The 19,395-nt window shown below is 64.7% G+C and carries 27 protein-coding genes and 1 tRNA gene; 11 read left to right on the plus strand and 17 right to left on the minus strand.

Annotated elements, in window-relative coordinates:
* Window positions 1–2 precede the first annotated feature (2 nt).
* Complete coding sequence (locus tag XH81_RS37460) at window positions 3–506, plus strand: cupin domain-containing protein (RefSeq protein ID WP_028144775.1); 504 nt, start codon at window positions 3–5, stop codon at window positions 504–506.
* 25 nt (window positions 507–531) lie between these two features.
* On the opposite strand, the gene XH81_RS37465 is transcribed toward XH81_RS37460, so the two are convergent.
* The 3 genes from XH81_RS37465 to efp all read right to left on the minus strand — a co-directional run bounded on the left by XH81_RS37465 (window position 532) and on the right by efp (window position 3,819).
* Window positions 532–1,524 (minus strand): DUF808 domain-containing protein, encoded by a 993-nt coding sequence (locus XH81_RS37465; RefSeq protein ID WP_028144774.1) that lies wholly within the window; start codon window positions 1,522–1,524, stop codon window positions 532–534.
* A gap of 84 nt (window positions 1,525–1,608) precedes the next feature.
* Window positions 1,609–3,231, minus strand: a complete 1,623-nt coding sequence (locus XH81_RS37470) for a peptidoglycan DD-metalloendopeptidase family protein (protein WP_028144773.1) — start codon at window positions 3,229–3,231, stop codon at window positions 1,609–1,611.
* 21 nt (window positions 3,232–3,252) lie between these two features.
* Window positions 3,253–3,819: an elongation factor P gene (efp, locus tag XH81_RS37475; RefSeq protein WP_018323088.1), complete on the minus strand. Its 567-nt coding sequence runs from the start codon at window positions 3,817–3,819 to the stop codon at window positions 3,253–3,255.
* 162 nt (window positions 3,820–3,981) lie between these two features.
* Here efp and epmA point away from each other — a divergent pair, with 162 nt between their 5' ends.
* The 3 genes from epmA to XH81_RS37490 are packed head-to-tail and all read left to right on the plus strand — an operon-like array spanning window position 3,982 to window position 6,441.
* On the plus strand, window positions 3,982–5,046 hold the full coding sequence (gene epmA / locus XH81_RS37480; protein ID WP_028144772.1) for an EF-P lysine aminoacylase EpmA: 1,065 nt from the start codon (window positions 3,982–3,984) through the stop codon (window positions 5,044–5,046).
* A complete protein-coding gene (locus XH81_RS37485) occupies window positions 5,043–6,137 on the plus strand; it encodes a lysine-2,3-aminomutase-like protein (RefSeq protein WP_028144771.1) in 1,095 nt (364 codons plus the stop codon). The genes epmA and XH81_RS37485 overlap by 4 nt, the downstream gene beginning before the upstream one ends.
* 43 nt (window positions 6,138–6,180) lie before the next feature.
* Window positions 6,181–6,441 (plus strand): hypothetical protein, encoded by a 261-nt coding sequence (locus XH81_RS37490; RefSeq protein WP_028144770.1) that lies wholly within the window; start codon window positions 6,181–6,183, stop codon window positions 6,439–6,441.
* 58 nt (window positions 6,442–6,499) lie between these two features.
* Here XH81_RS37490 and XH81_RS37495 read toward each other — a convergent pair whose 3' ends face one another.
* The 9 genes from XH81_RS37495 to XH81_RS37535 all read right to left on the minus strand — a co-directional run bounded on the left by XH81_RS37495 (window position 6,500) and on the right by XH81_RS37535 (window position 13,219).
* Window positions 6,500–7,585 (minus strand): 3-deoxy-7-phosphoheptulonate synthase, encoded by a 1,086-nt coding sequence (locus tag XH81_RS37495; RefSeq protein ID WP_028144769.1) that lies wholly within the window; start codon window positions 7,583–7,585, stop codon window positions 6,500–6,502.
* A 232-nt stretch (window positions 7,586–7,817) separates the two neighbouring features.
* Complete coding sequence (locus tag XH81_RS37500) at window positions 7,818–8,396, minus strand: HdeD family acid-resistance protein (RefSeq protein ID WP_028144768.1); 579 nt, start codon at window positions 8,394–8,396, stop codon at window positions 7,818–7,820.
* Between the two features lie 54 nt (window positions 8,397–8,450).
* Window positions 8,451–9,491, minus strand: coding sequence for a PrsW family glutamic-type intramembrane protease (locus tag XH81_RS37505; protein WP_028144767.1), 1,041 nt, complete (start codon window positions 9,489–9,491; stop codon window positions 8,451–8,453).
* A 283-nt stretch (window positions 9,492–9,774) separates the two neighbouring features.
* Window positions 9,775–9,930, minus strand: a complete 156-nt coding sequence (locus XH81_RS37510; protein ID WP_162832228.1) for a hypothetical protein — start codon at window positions 9,928–9,930, stop codon at window positions 9,775–9,777.
* A gap of 59 nt (window positions 9,931–9,989) precedes the next feature.
* Complete coding sequence (locus XH81_RS37515; protein ID WP_028144766.1) at window positions 9,990–10,244, minus strand: hypothetical protein; 255 nt, start codon at window positions 10,242–10,244, stop codon at window positions 9,990–9,992.
* A gap of 137 nt (window positions 10,245–10,381) precedes the next feature.
* The gene (locus XH81_RS37520; RefSeq protein WP_028144765.1) at window positions 10,382–11,389 is read right to left on the minus strand and encodes an acyl-CoA desaturase; all 1,008 of its coding nucleotides are present in this window, start codon (window positions 11,387–11,389) and stop codon (window positions 10,382–10,384) included.
* A 122-nt stretch (window positions 11,390–11,511) separates the two neighbouring features.
* Complete coding sequence (locus XH81_RS37525; protein WP_028144764.1) at window positions 11,512–12,138, minus strand: pilus assembly protein PilZ; 627 nt, start codon at window positions 12,136–12,138, stop codon at window positions 11,512–11,514.
* A 215-nt stretch (window positions 12,139–12,353) separates the two neighbouring features.
* Window positions 12,354–13,028 (minus strand): hypothetical protein, encoded by a 675-nt coding sequence (locus tag XH81_RS37530; protein ID WP_028144763.1) that lies wholly within the window; start codon window positions 13,026–13,028, stop codon window positions 12,354–12,356.
* Between the two features lie 116 nt (window positions 13,029–13,144).
* Window positions 13,145–13,219 (minus strand) — tRNA-Glu (locus tag XH81_RS37535).
* A 224-nt stretch (window positions 13,220–13,443) separates the two neighbouring features.
* Between XH81_RS37535 and XH81_RS37540 the strand changes: the two genes are divergently transcribed.
* From XH81_RS37540 to XH81_RS37550, 3 genes are read left to right on the plus strand one after another with little or no spacing between them, the layout of a single operon-like run.
* The gene (locus XH81_RS37540) at window positions 13,444–13,698 is read left to right on the plus strand and encodes a PilZ domain-containing protein (RefSeq protein WP_018323099.1); all 255 of its coding nucleotides are present in this window, start codon (window positions 13,444–13,446) and stop codon (window positions 13,696–13,698) included.
* A 56-nt stretch (window positions 13,699–13,754) separates the two neighbouring features.
* Entirely contained in the window at window positions 13,755–14,000 is a 246-nt protein-coding gene (locus XH81_RS37545) for a hypothetical protein (protein WP_028144762.1), read from the plus strand.
* A 6-nt stretch (window positions 14,001–14,006) separates the two neighbouring features.
* Entirely contained in the window at window positions 14,007–14,174 is a 168-nt protein-coding gene (locus XH81_RS37550; RefSeq protein WP_085967565.1) for a hypothetical protein, read from the plus strand.
* Between the two features lie 124 nt (window positions 14,175–14,298).
* On the opposite strand, the gene XH81_RS37555 is transcribed toward XH81_RS37550, so the two are convergent.
* Both XH81_RS37555 and XH81_RS37560 read right to left on the minus strand, forming a co-directional pair.
* Window positions 14,299–14,937, minus strand: coding sequence for a glutathione S-transferase family protein (locus tag XH81_RS37555; RefSeq protein ID WP_028144761.1), 639 nt, complete (start codon window positions 14,935–14,937; stop codon window positions 14,299–14,301).
* Between the two features lie 302 nt (window positions 14,938–15,239).
* Window positions 15,240–15,692: a VOC family protein gene (locus XH81_RS37560; protein ID WP_028144760.1), complete on the minus strand. Its 453-nt coding sequence runs from the start codon at window positions 15,690–15,692 to the stop codon at window positions 15,240–15,242.
* A gap of 279 nt (window positions 15,693–15,971) precedes the next feature.
* Here XH81_RS37560 and XH81_RS37565 point away from each other — a divergent pair, with 279 nt between their 5' ends.
* Together XH81_RS37565 and XH81_RS37570 are read left to right on the plus strand one after the other, a co-directional pair.
* Entirely contained in the window at window positions 15,972–16,139 is a 168-nt protein-coding gene (locus XH81_RS37565) for a hypothetical protein (protein ID WP_157158357.1), read from the plus strand.
* A 10-nt stretch (window positions 16,140–16,149) separates the two neighbouring features.
* A complete protein-coding gene (locus XH81_RS37570; RefSeq protein ID WP_131233217.1) occupies window positions 16,150–16,530 on the plus strand; it encodes a hypothetical protein in 381 nt (126 codons plus the stop codon).
* Between the two features lie 116 nt (window positions 16,531–16,646).
* Here the strand turns inward: XH81_RS37570 and XH81_RS37575 are convergent, their stop codons facing one another.
* On the minus strand, window positions 16,647–16,949 hold the full coding sequence (locus tag XH81_RS37575; protein WP_028144758.1) for a hypothetical protein: 303 nt from the start codon (window positions 16,947–16,949) through the stop codon (window positions 16,647–16,649).
* Window positions 16,950–17,061: 112 nt separating this feature from the next.
* Entirely contained in the window at window positions 17,062–17,553 is a 492-nt protein-coding gene (locus tag XH81_RS37580) for a hypothetical protein (RefSeq protein ID WP_028144757.1), read from the minus strand.
* 358 nt (window positions 17,554–17,911) lie between these two features.
* Here XH81_RS37580 and XH81_RS37585 point away from each other — a divergent pair, with 358 nt between their 5' ends.
* On the plus strand, window positions 17,912–18,208 hold the full coding sequence (locus XH81_RS37585; RefSeq protein WP_007591377.1) for an HU family DNA-binding protein: 297 nt from the start codon (window positions 17,912–17,914) through the stop codon (window positions 18,206–18,208).
* Between the two features lie 40 nt (window positions 18,209–18,248).
* Here XH81_RS37585 and XH81_RS37590 read toward each other — a convergent pair whose 3' ends face one another.
* Complete coding sequence (locus tag XH81_RS37590) at window positions 18,249–18,425, minus strand: hypothetical protein (RefSeq protein WP_157158356.1); 177 nt, start codon at window positions 18,423–18,425, stop codon at window positions 18,249–18,251.
* 460 nt (window positions 18,426–18,885) lie between these two features.
* On the opposite strand from XH81_RS37590, the gene XH81_RS37595 reads away from it, so the two are divergent.
* The gene (locus XH81_RS37595) at window positions 18,886–19,023 is read left to right on the plus strand and encodes a hypothetical protein (RefSeq protein WP_162832227.1); all 138 of its coding nucleotides are present in this window, start codon (window positions 18,886–18,888) and stop codon (window positions 19,021–19,023) included.
* The last annotated feature ends 372 nt before the right edge of the window (window positions 19,024–19,395 follow it).

Here is a 19,395-nt window from a genome sequence, read left to right on the forward strand (position 1 = left end):
TGATGACAGCAATGAGTTTATCTGCCGTACAGCGTCCGGCGCCGTCGCGTTCGACGGCGCTCGCCGTCGTTGCAGGGCTGGCCTGTGCGCTGGCGATCGGCAAAGCGCTGCCGGTGACGATGGATGCCGTCTCCGGCGCGCTGGCGCCGCTCTGCGCCACGGCGGCGGAGAGCTCGCCGCTCGACAAGGTCGAACCGATCGGCTCCTACGCATTGCCGAACGTGCCGGGCAAGCGCGTCACCATCGTGCGGGTGACCTATGGTCCGGGCGGGTTTTCACGGCCGCATCGTCACGCTGGATCCGTGACGGCCTACATCACCAAGGGCGAGATCCGCTCCCAGCTCGGCGGCGGTCCTGTCGCGACGTTTGGCGTCGGCCAGTCCTTCTTCGAACCGCCGGGCTCGACGCACCTGGTCTCGGCCAACGCCAGCGCGACGGAGCCCGCGGAATTGATCGCGGTGTTCGTTGCGGACGAGGGCGCGCAGCTCACGACGTTCTTGGAGTAGCCCGCACCCGTCGCCCGGATGGCGGCTAGGAGGCGCGGTCCTGCGATCGCCTCAGCCGTTTCCATGCCGGCGAGAGACCGTATTGGACTGCCGGAATCGCAACGGCGCCGACAAGTAGTCCAAGCACGCCTGAGATGGCTGCCTCGACCGACCATTCGATGATGCCGGCAACGGATGGAAGGGCGTGCGCGGCCGCCTCGGTTGCGGCATGGACCGTGCGGCCGACCACCGGCGGGCCGTATTTTTCGATGCCGTGCAGGATGATGCCGCCGCCAACCCAGATCATGGCGGCAGTGCCGATGGTGCTCAGCACCGCCAGGAAGGTGGGCATACCGCGGACCAGCGCGCGTCCAAGCGAGCGGATCGCGGCGCCAATGACTGAGGCGCCGTCATAGCGCGCAAGGGCCAACCCGGCATCGTCCGCCTTCACGATCAGGGCCACCACGCCGTAGACCCCGACCGTGATACCGAAGCCGACCAGCGCCAGCACCAGCGCCTGCATCCAGATGCTGCCCGCCGGAAGGGCCGCCAGCGTGATCGCCATGATTTCCGCCGACAGGATGAAATCCGTCTTGATGGCGCTCGCGACCTTCTCGTCCTCGACCGACCGGGCATTCAGCGCGATCGGCTCGAGCTGGGCTTCGTGGTGGTGCGCATGATGCGGCATCACGGCTTCGAGCACCTTCTCGGTACCCTCGTAGCAGAGAAAGGCTCCGCCCAGCATGAGCAGCGGCGTCACCGCGGTGGGAAGGAAATAACCAAGCAGCAGGGCAGCGGGAAGCAGAATCAGCAATTTGTTGCGCAGCGATCCGACCGCAATCTTGCCGACGATCGGCAGTTCGCGCTTCGAGGCAAAACCGATGACGTAGTTCGGCGTGACGGCAGCGTCGTCGATGACCACGCCAGCCGCCTTTGCGCCCGCTTTGGCAGCCTGGCTCGCTACATCGTCGAGCGAGGCCGCTGCCACCTTTGCAATCGCCGCGATATCGTCGAGAAGACCGATCAGTCCGACACTCATCACCCCGATCCCTGTTTTTGTTTGAGCCGGCGGTGCGCGCGACAACAAGCTCTTGCACCGCCCTTCATTGGAGCGAGCAAGCCCTCAATTCTCCTCGCCGCTCGATCCCTCGCGCAGATCCGGCTTGATCACGTCGTCCGGCAGCGCATGGGCGACCGGCTGCGACGTGACCGCGATCTCCGGGCCGACCTCCCGGCCGCGGGCGCGGATCAGTCGTTCGTAGGCGGAGACCAGGGTGACGTAGGGGCTGACCCAGATCCAGCCGTCGCGTGTGAACACCTGCACGTCGAAATGCAGATGCATCGAGGTGCCGGCGGGATGATCGAGATAATTCGAGATCACACCGATCTTCTCGCCTTCGGTGACGATGCGGCCATTGAGCACGCCATCGGCGTTCATTGCGTGCGGATTCATGTGCATGTAGCGGAAACGGATGTGCTCGGTGCGGCTGTTGACTTGAAGCGTCGCGGCCTGGTCCTTGGACGCGCGGATCACGATGGCGTCGCGCACGGCGACGACACCGCGCTGCTTGGGATCGCAGGGCTCGCGGCCTTCGCCGTGCGGCGGGCAGTCGGCGGCGCGGATGTCCTCGCCCTGATGGCCGTAACCGCCCGCGCATTGCCAGACCTCGAAACTGCGGGACTCGCAGAAATTGTCGCGCCAGGGATAGACGGTCGCGCTCTCCGTCTTGTCCCGCTTGGCATAGGATTGCGAGCGGACGAAGGCGGGCGCCTTTTCGAGCGGAAAGCGGATTTGTGCATAGGCCATTGCGTCGGGATGGCCGCCCTGCTTGCGGTAGCCGGTGTTCGGGATGATATCGCCGCTCGGCCGGTAGCTGAAATCCGCCGAACGGCCCGTCGGGCGATCGAGGATGTTGGAGGCAATGTCCGTCAATGGCCGCATGCGCTGGCCGCCCGCGACGCGCAGGGCCCTCAGGAAGCGCTCGGCGACCGGATAGGCTTCCTTGCAGGCCAGCCGCCGCGGCTTGGCGACGCTGTCGAGGCACTGGATCGACACCACATAGGCGACGCCGAAACGGGTGAAAGCGTAGCGTACATAGCCTTCCCGGATGAACCTGCGCAGGTCCGGGTAGAGTGCTGCGAGCGGTTTGATCTGCTCGCCCTTGCCGCCGGCGGGATCGGCGATGTCGTAGACGAGCGCCGAGCCCGTGATCTGCACTTCGACCGGCCTTGTGAACACCCGGCCCGGCATGCCGTCGCCGGCGCCGGGCTCGAGCGAGAAAGTCGCGCTGTAGCCGGCGGGGCCGGCATCGAACATGTCGACGGGATTGAAGTCCGCCTGATAGCGCGACAGCGCGAGCGTCGCCGTCGCGCCGCTGCGTTGCGCCTCGAGGTAAGCGGCGGCGTCGAACGGCAGCAGCACCGGCACGGGACTGCGGGTGATGCCGGTGAAGAATCGTGAGGAAACCGCGTTGAGCTGCACCAGGGCGGGCATCGCGCGCGGATCGTAGCGCGGCACCGAACGGCGAGGTGCGAAGATGAAATCGTCCGCGACGCGGGGGCGGCTGTTGATCTCGGTGCGGAGTTGGTCGAGCGCTGCGCGCCAGTCGACGCGCAGGGCCGTGAGCGAGGGGCTGCGGAATTCATCCGCAGCGAGCGGAGCGGCAATGAGGAGCGAAAGCGACGCCAAAAGAAGCGAGACGAAGCGGAAACCCTTCCCAACCACTGTCTCGCCCCCCGGCGGCACCTGCGATCGCTCTGTTCCCCGTCAGTCCTTGGCGCGTTCGGAGTAGGAGCCGTCCTCGGTCATGACCACGATGCGGGTACCGACCGCGATGTGCGGCGGCACGGTGGTGCGCACGCCGTTGGAAAGCACCGCCGGCTTGTAGGAAGACGAGGCGGTCTGGCCCTTGGTCACCGGCTCGGTTTCGACCACCTCCAGCGTCACGCGCTGCGGCAGCGCGAGCGAGACCACGTTGACATCGTGGGTCGACAGCTTGACGGTCATGTCGGGTTGAAGATACGAGGCCGCGTCGCCGACGACGTCCTTGGAGACCTGGACCTGGTCGTAGGTCTCGGGGTTCATGAAGTGGAAGCCGTCGCCATCTTCATACAGGAACGTGTAGTTGCGCTCTTCAATGGTGGCCTTTTCGACCTGGTCGGTGGTCTTGTAGCGCTCGGAGATCTTTACCCCGTCCGAGATTCGGCGCATTTCGATCTGGCTGACCGGGGTACCCTTGCCGGGGTGGATGTTTTCGGCGCTGACGACGACATAGAGCTTGCCGTCTTGCTCGATCACGTTGCCTTTGCGAATAGAACTGGCGATGACTCTCAAAGCTATATTTCCTGCTTGCTTGGCCCGGCACCGGCCAGGACGTGGTCAAATCGATGGGGGACTTGGGGCCTCAAATCGGACCTCGGCGCCCGTTTCGGGCCGCAACATACTGATTTTGCCATTAGATGCCAGCGTTTTGCTCGGGTCTGGGGCGGTTGGGTAATGGCTGGGGACAAGCCCATCTCACCGTTCTGGTCGCCCGGGCGGCACCTCGACCGTCGGCCGTTCCTCCAGGCCAGGGGGGCCATTACCGGGTCCCTACGGGGCTTTTTCGCCGAGCAGGGGTTCGTGGAGGTCGAAACCTCCGTTCTTCAGGTCTCCCCGGGCAATGAGACCCATCTGCACGCCCCCCGGACCGAGATCATGCGGCCGGACGGCAGCCGAGCCCTCCGGTATCTGCGCACTTCGCCCGAATTCGCCTGCAAGAAGCTGCTGGCGGCGGGCGAGACGCGGATTTTCGAGCTCGCCCGGGTGTTCCGGGACCGCGAGCGTGGCGACCTTCATCTGCCCGAATTCACCATGCTGGAATGGTATCGGGCAGGCGCCTCCTATGACGCCATCATGGCCGATTGCGTCGTCGTCATCGCCCGTGCGGCGCAGGCGACCGGCATCGGCAGCTTCTCGTTCCGGGGGCGGACCGCCGATCCCTTCGCCGAGCCGGAACTCCTGACGGTGGCGGGCGCCTTCGAACGCTTCGCGGGCATCGACCTGCTGTCGACAATCAGGGACGGCGAGGGTAACCGTGCCGCGCTCGCCGAGGCGGCCGGTGGCAAGGTCCGTGTGGCCGAGGACGACACCTGGTCCGACATCTTCAGCAAGGTGCTGGTCGAGCACGTCGAGCCGCGTCTGGGGCAGGGGCGTTTGACCATTTTGTTCGAATACCCATCTCCAGAGGCGGCGCTGGCACGAGTGAAGACTGACGATCCCAGGGTTGCCGAGCGCTTCGAGGTCTACGCCTGCGGCGTCGAGCTCGCCAACGGCTTTGGGGAACTGACCGATGCCTGGGAGCAGCGAAAGCGCTTCACGGAATCGATGACGGAAAAGCAGCGCCGCTACGGCGAAGCCTATCCGCTCGACGAGGACTTTTTGGCTGCGGTCGCCGCAATGCCGGAGGCGAGCGGCGTCGCCCTCGGCCTCGACCGGCTGGTGATGCTGGCAAGCGGTGCATCGCGGATCGATCAGGTGGTTTGGACGCCACCTGCAAATGAAGCGTCTAGTGAGACATGACGAAAACGACCCTTGCACGCACCCTGCGCGATCCGGCTGAGCTCGTCGCCGAAGGTCTGGCGCCCGCAGCAGCGCTGCCGGCGCTCGAACGCGTTGCCGCGCGCTATGCGGTGGCGATCACGCCAGCGCTGGTCGAACTGATCGACACGTCCGCCCCCGACGATCCCATCGCACGGCAATTCGTTCCGAGCGCCGCGGAGCTGGAGATGCAGCCGGGCGAGGACGCCGATCCGATCGGCGATCATCCGCACTCGCCGGTATCAGGGATCGTGCATCGCTATCCCGATCGCGTCCTGTTCAAGCTCGTTCACGTCTGCGCAGTCTATTGCCGCTTCTGCTTCCGCCGCGAGATGGTGGGCCCCGGCAAGGAGAGCGCGCTGTCGGACACTGCCTATCGCGCGGCGATCGATTACATCCGTTCGCATCACGAGATCTGGGAAGTGATCCTGACCGGCGGCGATCCCCTGATGCTGTCGCCGCGCCGGATGGGCGAGATCATGGCCGAACTCGCGGCAATCGATCACGTCAAGATCATCCGCCTTCACACCCGCGTGCCCGTGGCCGATCCCGCGCGCATCAGCGACGAGTTGGTTGCGGCGCTCAAGGTCGAGGGCGCGACCACCTGGGTGGCGCTGCATGCCAACCACGCGCGCGAACTGACGGGACCGGTGCGCGCCGCCTGCGCGCGGCTCGTCGATTCCGGAATTCCCCTGGTGAGCCAGTCGGTGCTGTTGCGCGGGGTCAATGACAACATCGCCGCTCTGTCGGATTTGATGCGAGCTTTCGTCGAATGCCGGATCAAGCCCTACTATCTGCATCACGGCGACCTCGCGCCGGGCACCGCGCATCTTCGCACGACCCTTGCCGAAGGACAGGATTTGATGCGGCAGTTGCGCGGGCGGGTGTCAGGGCTTTGTCAGCCGGACTATGTCATCGACATTCCCGGCGGCGCCGGCAAATCCCCGGTGGGGCCGAGCTACGTCTTGGCGCCGCAAAATACCGCACCCCATGCGGGTGATGCGGGAGCCGAAACGCGCTATCGTATCGTGGACTATTGCGGCGACGTTCATCTCTATCCGCCCGAGACCTGAGCGGTGATGGAGAGCGCGCCGGTTCGAGAATGGAGAAGCAAGAATGAAGAAGATCATGGTGGCAGCATCGCTCGTGGTCTTGCTCGGCGGCGCGGCGGCAGCACAGACCGGCGGTTCCAAGGGGTCGACGTCCGGCGGTAGCGGCGGAGCCTCTGGATCGGTGTTGCCGGCACCGGTCGGTCACCGCCAGCCGCGCGCGGCTGACGTGCCGAGCGAGAAGAATTTGAGCAATCCGAACACCCCCGCGAACAAGGAAGACGCGGAGCTCGATCGGAAGATCAAGAGCATCTGCCGCGGCTGCTGATCCTTTCACCTCTCCCGTTGGGGAGAGGTGAGGAGAGCGAACGCGCGTTCGCCATGAGCTAGGCCGAGCGCTCCTGCAGTCCGGCGCGCCGGACGTTGCGGCGGATTTCCACCGCGTCGGCGAGCTGCTCGAGCGCGGTCGCCGTAGTCGGCCAATCGATGCAGCCGTCGGTGATGCTCTGGCCGTAGGTGAGCGGCTTGCCCGGCACGACGTCCTGGCGGCCGGCAACGAGATTGCTCTCGATCATCACGCCCATGATGCGGCCTTCGCCGCCTGAGATCTGGCCGGCGATGTCGGCCGCCACCTGCGGCTGGTTCTCGGGCTTTTTGCTCGAATTGGCGTGGCTGGCATCGATCATCACCAGCGGCGCGACACCGGATTTGGTCAGCTCGTTGCAGGCGGCCGCGACGCTTGCCGCATCATAGTTCGGCTTGCTGCCGCCACGCAGGATGATGTGGCAGTCCTCGTTGCCCGCGGTCGAGGCGATCGCCGAGCGGCCGAGCTTCGTCACCGCCATGAAGTGATGCGGATGCGAGGCCGACTTCACGGCGTCCGCTGCGATCCGCACATTGCCATCGGTGCCGTTCTTGAAGCCGACCGGGCAGGACAGGCCCGAGGCCAGCTCGCGATGGATCTGGCTCTCGGTCGTGCGTGCGCCGATCGCGGCCCAGGACACGAGGTCGGCGATGTATTGCGGCGTCGTCATGTCGAGGAATTCCGTGCCGGCGGGCAGGCCGAGATTGTTCACGGCCGACAGCACGTTGCGCGCCAACCGCAGGCCCTTGTTGATGTCGAAGCTGCCGTCCAGATCGGGATCGTTGATCAGGCCCTTCCAACCGACGGTGGTGCGCGGCTTCTCGAAATAGACCCGCATTACGATTTCGAGCTGGTCGGCGAGTTCCTCGCGCAAGCTCGCGAGCCGCTCGGCATATTCGAGCGCGGCCTTGGGGTCATGCACCGAGCAGGGGCCGACCACGACCAGCAGGCGGTCGTCCTGGCCATTGAGGATTGCGTGGATGGCGTTACGCGCAGCCATCACCACGCGCGTCGCGGTGAGCGTCCGCGGGACTTCGCGCATCACCTCATCCGGCGTGCTCAGCTCTTTCAATTCGCGGATACGAAGATCGTCGGTCGTGCTCAGCACGGCGGGCTCCTGTTTGTTTCGAACCTGCCGGCCAATAAAAAAGCCGCCAGGTCTGGCGGCTTGTTCGGACGTTTGCTGCAATTTTCAGATTGAGCGCGATCCTCCTGCCGCCAGCGAGCTGTCGTAGCTAAAGTACCAAAAATAGCTGGTGGCGACGGTGATCATGGAGGGCATATAGCGCGCCATCGGCGGATTGTCACCCCCCAATCGGCGCGGCAGGTGACGAGGCGGGTCAGGTGTTGCTGTTGCGCGCCGCCAGCGCCAGGCCGATCAGGCTGGCGCCGCCGAACAGGAGGTTGATACCGACGAGGACGCCGATGGCCCATTCCGCCGAGCTCGGCAGTCCCGTGATCACCATGAAGGAGATCGCAATGTCGACGAGGCCCGAGACCAGCAGCCATGACCAGCGGCCGCTGAGTTCGCGGCGGTGCTCCAGTGCGTACATGATGGTGGCGACGCCCTCGGCCAGGAAGTAGGCGCCGACCACGATGGTCAGCGTCAGCACGGCCTGCATCGGGCGGGCCAGCAGCAGCATGCCGGCAAGCACGGCGAGCGCAGCCGAGATCAGCGACCACCAGAAGCCCGGCGTGCTGCGCGCCCAATAGGTCACGATCAGCCCGCCGATACCGCTGATCAGGAACATCCAGCCGAGGAAGATCGCGATTGCAAGGCTTGCGAGCGGCGGCAGGATCAGCGCCGCGACGCCGAGAATTGCGAGCAGGATGCCCTCGAACAGAAAGGCCTTCCAGTGTGCCTTGACCGTCTGGCTCATCATGGATTGCAGCCGCGAAAAATCCTCAGGTGACGTCATCGGCAGGCTCCAGATCGTTCTAGTATGCGCGCAGCGCGCTCGCCATCCCGCGGCTCACCCGCCGCCGGGCGCCGAGGAAAAACCCTCCGCGCTGGTGCGGATGCGGTTGCGGCCGAGAACATAGATCGCCGTTGTGACAATCAGAAGCGCCAGGCCGAGCAGGATCGAGACGAAACCGATCGGGATCAGGGCCAGCGTCAGATTGCGCTCGGGGTTGATAAGCCAGTGATGGATCGAGGTCAGCACGAAGGCGAGCCCGAGAAAGCCGACGCCGCCGCCGGCGAGCAGCAGCGCCCACATCCGCCGGAGCTGGCTGAGCCGCTCCCGCGCGACATCGGTCCGGGGAGCGTGGTGGCGGGCGACGCGCCGGACCAGACGGATGGCGAAGGCGATCGAGCTGAAGCCGATCAAGAGGCTGGAGGCGCCCAGCCACATCCGCAGCGTCGGATCGAGGTCGGGCATTCTTTGCAGGGTCAGCAGTGGAAAGTCGAAGGCCGAATGCAGCGCAAGCGGGCCGGCCAGCATCAGGAGGCGGCTGGAGAGGCGGGCCCAGTCGCGATGGTGCCGGTTCGCGCCCAGCGCCGTGCCGGCGCGCGCGATCGTCAGGTAGGCGCCCGCGATGATGCCGAGCGCGCCGTGGAATGGCACGGTCAGCACGCTGCGCAAGGCGGCCAGCGAGCGCCACATCTCGGCGTGCTGGACCAGATAGGCGAGGTTCTCGTAAGCGGCGAAGCCGAGGCCGACCGCGGCGCCATAGACCACGGTGTCCATCGGATTGGCAAAGGTCCGCCGCTTGGTCGAGGAAATTACCACGATGGCGATCACCTTGACGGCTTCCTCAGGCAGCGCGACGCCGAAGATCGAATGCATGGCCAGCGCCGCCCAGGGGTCGTCGGGCGCCGCGACCATCTTGGCGAAGGGGGCGCGGGCGAGGCCCAGCAGCGAGATGCTGGCCGCCCCCAACAGGAACGCAGTCCAGACCTGGGCCGGCGGGCCAGGGCGCTCTTCGGCGGCGATGACAAGCCACAGCATCAGCAGCGCCGGGGCGATGGCGGCCGTTCCGATGACGGTGGGCAATGCTTCAATCAGGTACATCGGCGCCGAAAATAGGTTCCCTTGATCCGCTTATCTACATTCACCGATGCGACCATGTGTCATGCGCTTGCTGTCGGCTCGCTTAATGAGTGCGATAGCTTCCGTTCATCCGCCACGGCTCGTGGCGATGTAAAATACACGCGTAATCAATTGCATGACAGCACCTGTTCGTCATCCACAGCAATGACGGCCCGACCGCGGTTGGAACGCGATTGGCAAGCCAGATCAAGGAAGTGCGCAGGTTTCTTCGATTCACGACGCAGGCGTGCGCGGGGTAGGCCAGCTAGCCGCGCTTCGCCGGGCCCTTGCGGGGCGGCGAGGCAAGCCGGCGCGTCCGCGCCTGCTCCAGTTCCCAGAAGGCGCGGACGAGGCAGGTGCCGAGGCAGAAGACGATGAGCACCAGCAGGAAGGCCTGGTCGACAGCGGGGATGTGTATCATGGCGATGATAAAGCAACGCCCATGCCATGCGTTCCCGCAACGGCCGGCGCTTTCCGCTTTCAGTGTGTGGTGAGCGGCGGCGCCCCGGGAGCAACGTCGAAGGCGCCGAGATGGAATTCCTCGCCGAGGGATGTGTCGGCTTCGCCCGGTTGCGCCAGCAGCGTGAACGCGGCCTGCGGGTAGAGCTTCCAGATCTCCAGATCGCCGGCGGTGATGGTGAGCCAGCCGAATGTGTACATGTAGCGTCCGGGCTCAGTGACCCGGCCGACCCTGTCCCAGGTGATCTTGTCCACTGTAACTTTGTCGACTGCCATTCGGTCCCCCGATCGCAAGTCTGCAAATGACGCCCGGCCTGGAGGCACGGACGATCAAAAGCTGATCCCGCAATGGGGCCGCGATAGGGCGGCGATGCGGGGGCAAGACGGCCCGGCGGTGGCCGCTGCCCGCCGATTCAGCGCGCCGTCGAGGCCGCCTCTGCTTCGGCCGCCCGCTCCAGCTGACGGTGCGAGGCGTGGAAGACGTCGTGGACGAGACCGATCTTTTCCAGGCCCAGGATGATCAGGCCGTTGAGATCGATCTCCCACCAGGCGTGCGAGATGTAGGCGTCCCGCGGGAAGCGGTGATGGTTGTTGTGCAGACCCTCGCCGAAGGTGAGGATCGTGGTCACGAACTCGTTGGTCGAGGCGTCGTCGACCTCGAAGCGGCGATAGCCATAGGCGTGGCAGACCGAGCCGGTGAGCTGGCTGGTGAGGATCAGCAGATAGACGCGAAGCAGGCCGGAGAACAGCACGCAGCCGATCATGGCGTGCACGCCGCCGAACGTGTAGCCGATCACGCCGGGGATGAAGACGGCCGACATCCCGTACCAGACCCAGCGCGTGCGCACGAAGAACATCGCGATCGGATCGGCGAGGATATCCTTGGCATAGTACTCGTTGTCGGTGGTGGCCTGGTCGAATACCCAGCTGCCCTGGGCATGCAGGAAGCCCTTGAGCGCGCTGACATAGCGATTGCCGAAGCCGTCGAATTGCGGGCTGTGGGGATCGCCGACGTCATCGGCGTAGAGATGGTGGCGGCGGTGGTTGGCGACCCATTTGGCGATCGAGCCCTGCACAGCCATCTGGGCGATGGCGCAGAAGAAGACACGCATGATCGGGCCGGTACGGAAGCTGCGATGCACGAACAGGCGATGCATGCCGGCACCGATGCCGAACGTCGTCAGCGCGAACATCCAGGCGAACGTGAACAGCTCGACCTTGCCGACGCCTTGCGTCACGGCCCAGATGATGCCGGCAACCGCGCCGACATAGAGGATGCCGAGCAGGAGATAGCTCTCGCGCAACTTGGCCTCGACCAGCGGCCCTTCGGTGACCACGCCGGGTGGAAGCTGCGGCTTCGGTGCGACGGGCGCGTTCGGCGCGATCTCTGCCGGGGCGAACTCGGCGTCGGCGATGGACATTCCGGGGCTTCCAATACTCGAGGCCCGCAGTGATTGCGGACGCACCGGGCCACACCCTACCGCGCAGGGGTCGCCATCGCCAGTATTTAGTTAAGAAAGAGTTAAGATTGATCGGGCCGGCTTCAGGCCGACTGCAGCAAGGGCGTGCGGACGATCAGACGGACGAGGTCATCCCGTGACTGCTTTTCGGCGAATTTGACCGCAAACCCGTGCTCGAACTTGCGGATCACGCGCCCGACGCAAGCACCGACCGCAAGCGGGGTTCCGAGCGGCGGATCGTATTCGCAGGAGATTGCGACGCCAGCCGTGGAGACGTCGATGATGAAGCACGGATGGCTGCTGCCGTTGGCGAGCGTCAGGAAGGTGTGCGAGACCTGAGGTACGAAACGCGCGTCGTTCCGCAGCTCCTGGACGCTGGCGTCCTTCTGCTTCCTCTCGAGCCAGGTCAGCTTTTCCGACATCCAGGCGCGCCGCGCCCGCGTCATGTCGAGCTCCATCAGGAAACCCGACTTCAGCGTCGCGCTGATCGTGCACTGGAATTCGCCGAAATCCTGGAAGTAGGAGGTGAGGCGCTCGCCGACCTTGCCGACGACGGGCACGTCCACGATCATGCGGAAGGGTGAGACGCGCTTGGTGCGGCAGGCGAAGCTGCGCAGCTTGCCCTCGCAATCATACCAGCGGGGCAGCGAGTAGCTGCCGCTGACCGTGACGTCCACTGCACGCTGCCTGAGGAACTCTGCGACGGACATGAGGTGCCAATGATGTTCGGGATTGCTTCCGTAATTCCACGGTAGCTGTCAAATTCTAAGCAAATGATACCAGCGCACTGGAGCAGGGGTAAATTTCCGGTAAACGCGCGCTTCGCACGCCCGGCGGAAAGCGCGGCATAAGGACCCGTTATGCTGCAGGCCGGCTCACAACATCGTCATTGATGGCGCAGTGAAGCAACGACGCGCCGCGGCGCCTAGAGAGCTCCGAACAGCACCAGCAAAGCCAACGCGCTGACGGCCATCGCGAACTGGATCGTCGTCCATGTCAGGCCGTTCGAGCTGATCTGCAATCCCAGCGGCGGCAACGCGCGCCGCATCGCCAGCGCCGTGAAGGCTTCGACGATGGCGAGCAGGAGGGCGATGCCGGCGATGAAAGACCACGACTCAGCTGGAGGCATCCATGGCGCGAGCCAGGCCGGGACGGAGCCCTTCAAAGTGGCGAGCAACGCGAACCAGCCGAACCAGAATGCCGAGCGCTTGGCGATGTCGGGGCCGATCGTTTCGGGCTCGAGGCGGATACCGATCGTTGCCAGCGCGCTTTCGATGCGCTCGCCGTCGGTCAGGACGACGAACGCGCCGAGATAGAGCGGAATGCGCGACTGGAAGAGCAGGGCGAGGATACCGAACAGGATAACGTGGCCAATGAGGTCGCCGACCACGTTCTTGGCGCTCTCGCCTGACGGCACGAGCGCCGCCGGCGCAGAATCTGGCTGCGGCTGCGCAAGCGACCTGGCGCGCGCCATGTGCTGCAGCATTTTGGCGCGCCGGTCCGATGGATGCTGGTGGGGTTGGCTCAGCCATGGCGGAAGGCGCGGCGTCATTGCGGACGTGTCGGACGAACCTTCAATCTCGGGAATACGCTGTGCCATGGGACCGGTTCCAACTGACATTGGTCGGTGGCGAGCAGCGGGAAGGTTCATGCGGGAGCGGCGGAAATTGGCAGCCGGGCGGTCGTGGCGGCTCAGTGCGGCGCCATCGCGTGCACTGGCGCTCCCTAGCGGAATCGAACCGCTCTCTCCACCGTGAAAGGGTGGCGTCCTAACCGATAGACGAAGGGAGCAAACGCAGGGCCCTGCCGTTATCCCCGGCACAGCCGCTGGCCGGCCGAGTCGAGCCCGGCGGCTTGCAGCGGGCGAACGTATAGTGGCCTTTCTGGCTCCCGGCAAGCCGTCCGGGACGGTCTTTTGGCCCCGGTGGACAGCGCCGGCGCCGGGGTGATCCGGAGGCGATTTCAACGGTTTCTTAGGGTTCCCTGAGTAGCGCTGGAGCGGGAGATCTTTGCCAATGCCACCGCCGAAAAAGCGCGCAGCCCGCAAGCTGCTGTCGCAGCATGCCTGGATCACCCTCGACGGTGGCTTCGCCGCGCGGCATTGCCTGGTCCAGGACATCTCGGATTCGGGCGCCAAGATCACGCTGGACGAGGACGCGAGCCAGCTCCCGGGCGTGATCCGGCTCGCCTTCGCGCGCGATGCACGCACCGGGCGGAGCTGCCAGGTGGTCTGGCGCCGAGGCAAATCCGCCGGCATCAAGTTCATCTGATCGCGGCCGCGGCCGCCCCGATGGCGCGCGGCGCCCGTCCGGGCTAGAAGGCCGCCATGCGCGTGTCGCTCCTCATCCTGATCCCGTTCTTCGCCACGTCCGCCGCCGCGGCGGAAGCCCTGCGTCTGCCGCCTGCCGAGCAGTCGAAGGCAGGCACGGCCGTGCCGCTGAAGGGTGCGGCCGGGAAGGCACGAGCGGGCTCCTGCGCCACCTACGGCCCGCGCTTCGTCATGGTGGAGGGCACCGGGACCTGCGTGAAGATCGGCGGCTCGATCAGCATCGACACCACCGTGAGGCGCTAGAGGCCCATGCCAGTGGATCTGCTGCGCCTCGACCTCATCGTTCCCGTGCTGATGTATTGCGCGCTGCTGTGGTGGGTCGGCCGCGGCCTGAGCTGGACGGCGCGGCTGGCGACCGCGGTGGTGACCTTGGTGCTGATCGTCTGCGTGCTGCTGGTCGAGCGCGGCTGGCGCTGAGCCAAAACAAAAACGCGAAAACAACCCCATGCACAGTAGCGTCAAGTGCTGAGTTGGCGCCGGAGGATTGCGCCGAAGCGCGGATTCATCGTGCTCTCACCGCGGCTTATGCAGCCCTGCCGGCTCACGACATCGGCGGTGCGACATGCTGTGCAAATCCGGGCCGTTTGCCGAGCTCGGCGAGCCAGCGCGTCAGGTGCGGCTGTGCCGGCCGGGTGATGCCCTCGACGCCGAGCCATCGGCGGGCATAGGAGCCGAGCGCGATGTCCGCGAGCGTGAACGCATCGCCCTCGATGAAGCGGCGCGAGGAGAGCAGGCGGTCGGCGATCGCCCAGACCTCGGCGGCGGCATCGGCATCGCGCTGCACCTGGATCATGTCGCGCTCGGCGGGCGCCGTGCGCACGATGCCCCAGAACACCGGGCGGTCGACCGGCTGCACCGTCGACAGCGTCCAGTCGAGCCAGCGGTCGACCGATGCGCGGCTCTTCGGCGCCTCCGGGTAGATCGGCGTGCCGCTTCCATGCGCGAGGCAGAGATAGCGCATGATCGAGTTGGACTCCCACAGCACGAAGTCGCCCTCGGCCAGCGTCGGGATCCGCGCATTGGGGTTCATCGCGAGATAGTCGGCCTCGCGGGTCCGGCCGTAATTCATGCCGGCGTCGATACGCTCATAGGGCAAAGCGAGCTCAGTGAGGCACCACAGCACCTTCTGCACGTTGACCGAATTGGCGCGGCCCCAGATCGTCAGCTTGGTGTCAGGCATGGAGCGTCTCCCGCGGCGTTGTCGCTTGCGCGGGTGATAGCGGAATTCGCCGTTCGGAGCGATGCGCGATTGCGGCGCGCCTCTCATGCAAAAAGCTCCGCCCGAGGCGGAGCTTTCGTTGCAAAACAAACCGGCAAGTTGAACCCGTCGCTCAGCGGCCGAAGAACAGCCACAACAGAATGATCACCGGGATAGGCACGCCAAGCATCCACAATAGAATTCCGCGTCCCATGATTTTCTCCTCCAATCGCATTGTCGGAGAGTGAACGCAGGCGGCGAGGGCTTGTTCCAGCGTCTCGAACCTACCAGTGGCCGGTGTTGGGCATCGACGCCCAGGGCTCCTGCGGCGGCTTCGGCTCGCCCTTCTGCAGCAGCTCGATCGAATGCAGGTCCGGCGAACGGACGAAGGCCATGTTGCCGTCGCGCGGCGGACGGTTGATGGTGACGCCGGCCTTCATCAGCTGCGCGCAGGTGGCGTAGATGTCGTCGACCTCATAGGCGAGATGGCCGAAGAAGCGATCCTCGCCATACTTCTCCTCGTCCCAATTCCAGGTGAGCTCGACCAGCGGCGCGCCGCGCGACTGCGGTTGCGTCTTCAGCGCCTCGAGATCGTCCGCCGAGCACAAGAACACCAGCGTGAACCGCCCCTTGTCGTTCTCGATCCGCCGCACCTCCTTCAACCCGAAAGCATCAACATAGAATTTCAGCGCGACATCGAGATTGCGCACGCGCAGCATGGTGTGGAGGTATCGCATGGTTGTTGCTCCCTGGAACGGGTGGGGTTTTGCTTTGGGCCGGGACGGCGGGGACAGGAGATAGCAGGAAACGGGCAGGAGGGGCAGGGGGCGGGCGCGCGAGGGGAAGCGGCTGGTGGAAACGGACCAGCCAAGCGTGGACCGAATCCGCAGAGCCTGCGGGTGAGCAGGCCATTTTTAATGCACTGTCACCGTAATCTTGCTCATGCTGAGGGGCGACGGCGGATGAATTTGATCCACCGTCACCGAACCCCAACGCCGGCGGCGCGACCAATAGCTATGCTTCATGCCCTGCTCAGCGCGATCGTGGATATTCTCCTGTCTGCCGCATGGAGCGCGGTCGTCAGGTTCTTCGGCCTGGAAAACGCCGTCGAGATCGCGACGGCCATCTTCGGCCTTGGCTGTATCGTGATCGGCTCTGCTGTGTTGCTGCTGGGGCACGGATGAGGGGAGCATCGTGAAGACGATCGCATTGCTTGCAATAGCGGCCATGCTGCTGCTGGAGATCCTGGGCCCGACGTCGAGCGTCGGCGGCTCGATGTCCTTCATGCTGGTCTTTGTCGTCGTGACGCTGGCGGTTACGATTTACGAGGCCTGGTCGAGCAAGCGCGGCGCGATCGGATGGATCGTCAATGTGTTCGCGTCAGTCGTTGGCGGCCTGACGGTGGTTGCCCTCATCGGAATGGCCATGGACGCCGGGCTCCCTTACCTTCAGCTCGAAGGCTCGCTCGCGTCCTCGCAAAATCCGGTGAAGTATGTCGTGGTCACACTCGTTGCGATCGTCATCGTGCTGGGATCATGGATCCCGCTCCAGATCGTCAACCGGCTTCGCGACTAGCTGAAGAATGGGGGCTGTCAGTTGCGGGGCGAGGCGGCCGAACCGCTCGGCCCGCAGGGTTCGCCCGGCGATGCAGAGCATCGCCCGGCAATGGCCGCTGGAGCCGCCGCCTTCGATCAGGCCGCAATGCGTTGTTCGACCGGGGCCGTCAGCAGCTTGAGCGCCTGGGCGTGTTGCAGGTCGGGGACCGCGATCGCCGTGTGGCTGTAGATCGCATGGCTGCGTGATGTTGCAATCCTGTCCAGGATCTCTTTGCCCTTGATGACGTGAAGGCCCATGCCCTCGTCAGTGGGGAAGATTGCCAGCACCACGTCATAGGCCGCGATGACGGCCCTGAGTGCTTCGGCCTTGTCCTCGGCGACGTCGACGAAAACACGAACATCAGCCGCGAGTTCACGCAGCTCGTCAAAATCCAGCACTGTGGGGTTACTCCAACGCAACGAGACTGAATGGAGCTTGGCGGCGTTGGGTTACTGAAGTGTCAACAAGGCGTGCCGAGCCACAAGTTTCACGACGAGGTGACTTCACGCTCTAGCGCTTTGCTTCGTCCTTGCGAAGCCGGGCCTCCGCGGCCTCGTCCACGAGGTTCAAGGTGAGGCCGTCATAACTCAGCTTGAGCCCGCGGCCGACGATCCATGTCCATCCCTCCCGGTCCTTGATGGCCTGCGCGTTGAACTGGTCGGAGATCGATTTGACGGCGGCGTCCTGTGCCCCCGGATTGCTCAACTCCGCCTTGACGCGCCAGATCGGGTGCCTGGCGTCGGCCTCCTCGCTGTCGACCGTGACCTTGGCGCCGTTGATGTCGCATTCGAAGGTGTAGGAGTCGCGGCTCCGGCGGCAGAGATAGCGGCGTTGACTGACGAGCTTGCTGGTCTCGTCGAATGTCATCCCGGGCGAGAAGCCGAAGATGTCAGACTTCTTCACGAGGGCGAGGGACGCAGGCTTCAGGAAGCTCGGCTGGATCGCGACGAGGGCTGCGACGGCCACAACGATCAAACCTGCGATGACGATAGCGACCTTCATGAGCACCCCACGAGAAACCTTCAGACCATTATAGGCAGCCGGGCCGTTCTACCATGCCCCCAAAAGCGAAAACCCCGCCTGGGGGAAGCGGGGCTTTCTGGTGGGGTGAAGCTTGGGGATTTCTTTGGGGACTTCAATGATATGACGCGCCAGCCGCAAAATGGTTCAAGCGAAAAACGGAAGGTCCTGCGGCATCTTCACAGGAAGTCGGGAACCCCGCAGAACCCCTGCTTGCGTTTTCGGCCTCGATGGGTTCTAAGCCCCGTCACTTCATGCCACTGGCATGAAATCAGCGCGCCCCCGCGCTTCAGGCCGCGTCCCCAGCAGAGTTGCTCGCGCGCACAAAAGGAATTCAGACATGGCGAAGATGACGAAGACTCAATTGATTGATGCAATTGCCGAGGGCACGCAGCTTTCGAAGAACGACGTGAAGTCGGTGATCGAGTACATGGCGACGGTTGGTTACAAGGAGCTCAACGAGTCCGGCGAGTTCGTCATTCCCGGTTTCGTGAAGATGTCGGTCGTGAACAAGCCGGCGACCGAAGCCCGCATGGGCGTCAATCCCTTCACCAAGGAGCCGATGCAGTTCGCGGCCAAGCCGGCGAGCAAGTCGGTCAAGGCCTCGCCGCTGAAGGTGGCCAAGGACTCCGTCTAAGGCGCTGGCGATGTCGTTGCGGCGGGCGATGCCGCAACGATCAATGGCTGAAGACAAGGTGATGCTCGGCGACGGCGATGCCGAACGTCACCACGACGATCAGGACGAACCACAGAGCGCGCCGGTCGGTTCGTCCCGGCGCGCTCTGCGGTTTCCCGCAAGCCGGACAGACCGAAAGGCCGATCGGGATCTCGGTCTCACAGAACTCGCAGATCATGGGCGCCTCGATCGTGAAGGGCGCGGGGCATCGGCTCTGGGGCCGGACGCGGAAACGCGGGATGCCGCCTCATTCGGCCGGTCAATGCGAATGTTGGAAGATTCGTTCCCGTTACGACCCGCTGCACCTGGGCAGGCAGCCGTTGCCCTCAAAGAAAAACCCCGCGCTTTCGCACGGGGCTCTTCTGGCTGACGGCATTGGGATTTCAGCGCCTGGCCGCCAGCCGTATTTCTAACTTAAAGTTGAAAGCCCAAAAAGCAACAGCGCCGCGATGACGGAATATGTTCGTTCACCGCAGCGCTGCCATATGACTGGGCGCTGAAATCCCCAGCTTCCATGGGTCCAGGCGGCGTTGAAAAGGTTCAACGCGACATGCCGGAAATCGCGCGCGAGGGACTGGACTTTTTGTTCTCATTTTGTTCTAGTGAGCCGCCTTAAGGACCGCTTGGGAGGTGGACTCATGACCGTCGAAAAACAGCGCGAAGTGATCAGGCTCTGGAACGAGCTCAGGAAGCTCGAGGGCCCGGCCGCGGAAGAGCTCCGCATCCAGATCCTGGAATGCTTCTCGGAAAAGGAAAAAGTGAAGCGGGCGGCTTGATCTGTTCTGGCGGACGCCGACGACACCAGGGGACCCGGCAAGCGCCGTCTGGTCTGACGGCTCGCGCTTGATCGGCGGCTTGCGCAGGGGCGACGAGGCGACCAACTTGAAGTTCGTCTCGGCGGGTGTGGTTGCCGGCGCGAGCATTCGCCGCTGATGCTTCAGGAACGAACATGTGCCGTCAGCGTTCGGCCTGCATGACATGCCCGCGATGCGCCAAGCCGATGATGGCGACGTCCGCCAACAGCTTTCGATGCGAACCTTGCCGCGAGATCGTCATCGTGTTTGCGGTCGTCTCGAAATTCCTGCCGCCGAAGATTGTGCCGACGGCGAGTCACGCCGCTGAAGAGGTTGCGTCGCGCGCTTTCATCG

Source organism: Bradyrhizobium sp. CCBAU 25360 (assembly GCF_028128695.1).
Taxonomy (GTDB): domain Bacteria; phylum Pseudomonadota; class Alphaproteobacteria; order Rhizobiales; family Xanthobacteraceae; genus Bradyrhizobium; species Bradyrhizobium ottawaense.

What these genes read in the sequence shown, in the direction of transcription:
- XH81_RS37510 (WP_162832228.1), bottom strand. Translation starts at nt 9,930, where the DNA reads ATGATACACATCCCCGCTGTCGACCAGGCCTTCCTGCTGGTGCTCATC.
- XH81_RS37580 (WP_028144757.1), bottom strand. Translation starts at nt 17,553, where the DNA reads ATGAAGGTCGCTATCGTCATCGCAGGTTTGATCGTTGTGGCCGTCGCA.
- XH81_RS37560 (WP_028144760.1), bottom strand. Translation starts at nt 15,692, where the DNA reads ATGCGATACCTCCACACCATGCTGCGCGTGCGCAATCTCGATGTCGCG.
- XH81_RS37490 (WP_028144770.1), top strand. Translation starts at nt 6,181, where the DNA reads ATGAAGAAGATCATGGTGGCAGCATCGCTCGTGGTCTTGCTCGGCGGC.
- XH81_RS37540 (WP_018323099.1), top strand. Translation starts at nt 13,444, where the DNA reads ATGCCACCGCCGAAAAAGCGCGCAGCCCGCAAGCTGCTGTCGCAGCAT.
- XH81_RS37595 (WP_162832227.1), top strand. Translation starts at nt 18,886, where the DNA reads ATGACCGTCGAAAAACAGCGCGAAGTGATCAGGCTCTGGAACGAGCTC.
- XH81_RS37460 (WP_028144775.1), top strand. Translation starts at nt 3, where the DNA reads ATGACAGCAATGAGTTTATCTGCCGTACAGCGTCCGGCGCCGTCGCGT.
- XH81_RS37520 (WP_028144765.1), bottom strand. Translation starts at nt 11,389, where the DNA reads ATGTCCATCGCCGACGCCGAGTTCGCCCCGGCAGAGATCGCGCCGAAC.
- XH81_RS37505 (WP_028144767.1), bottom strand. Translation starts at nt 9,491, where the DNA reads ATGTACCTGATTGAAGCATTGCCCACCGTCATCGGAACGGCCGCCATC.
- XH81_RS37565 (WP_157158357.1), top strand. Translation starts at nt 15,972, where the DNA reads ATGCTTCATGCCCTGCTCAGCGCGATCGTGGATATTCTCCTGTCTGCC.
- XH81_RS37500 (WP_028144768.1), bottom strand. Translation starts at nt 8,396, where the DNA reads ATGACGTCACCTGAGGATTTTTCGCGGCTGCAATCCATGATGAGCCAG.
- XH81_RS37590 (WP_157158356.1), bottom strand. Translation starts at nt 18,425, where the DNA reads ATGATCTGCGAGTTCTGTGAGACCGAGATCCCGATCGGCCTTTCGGTC.
- XH81_RS37550 (WP_085967565.1), top strand. Translation starts at nt 14,007, where the DNA reads ATGCCAGTGGATCTGCTGCGCCTCGACCTCATCGTTCCCGTGCTGATG.
- XH81_RS37530 (WP_028144763.1), bottom strand. Translation starts at nt 13,028, where the DNA reads ATGGCACAGCGTATTCCCGAGATTGAAGGTTCGTCCGACACGTCCGCA.
- XH81_RS37465 (WP_028144774.1), bottom strand. Translation starts at nt 1,524, where the DNA reads ATGAGTGTCGGACTGATCGGTCTTCTCGACGATATCGCGGCGATTGCA.
- XH81_RS37525 (WP_028144764.1), bottom strand. Translation starts at nt 12,138, where the DNA reads ATGTCCGTCGCAGAGTTCCTCAGGCAGCGTGCAGTGGACGTCACGGTC.
- XH81_RS37555 (WP_028144761.1), bottom strand. Translation starts at nt 14,937, where the DNA reads ATGCCTGACACCAAGCTGACGATCTGGGGCCGCGCCAATTCGGTCAAC.
- XH81_RS37585 (WP_007591377.1), top strand. Translation starts at nt 17,912, where the DNA reads ATGGCGAAGATGACGAAGACTCAATTGATTGATGCAATTGCCGAGGGC.
- XH81_RS37515 (WP_028144766.1), bottom strand. Translation starts at nt 10,244, where the DNA reads ATGGCAGTCGACAAAGTTACAGTGGACAAGATCACCTGGGACAGGGTC.
- epmA (WP_028144772.1), top strand. Translation starts at nt 3,982, where the DNA reads ATGGCTGGGGACAAGCCCATCTCACCGTTCTGGTCGCCCGGGCGGCAC.
- XH81_RS37545 (WP_028144762.1), top strand. Translation starts at nt 13,755, where the DNA reads ATGCGCGTGTCGCTCCTCATCCTGATCCCGTTCTTCGCCACGTCCGCC.
- XH81_RS37485 (WP_028144771.1), top strand. Translation starts at nt 5,043, where the DNA reads ATGACGAAAACGACCCTTGCACGCACCCTGCGCGATCCGGCTGAGCTC.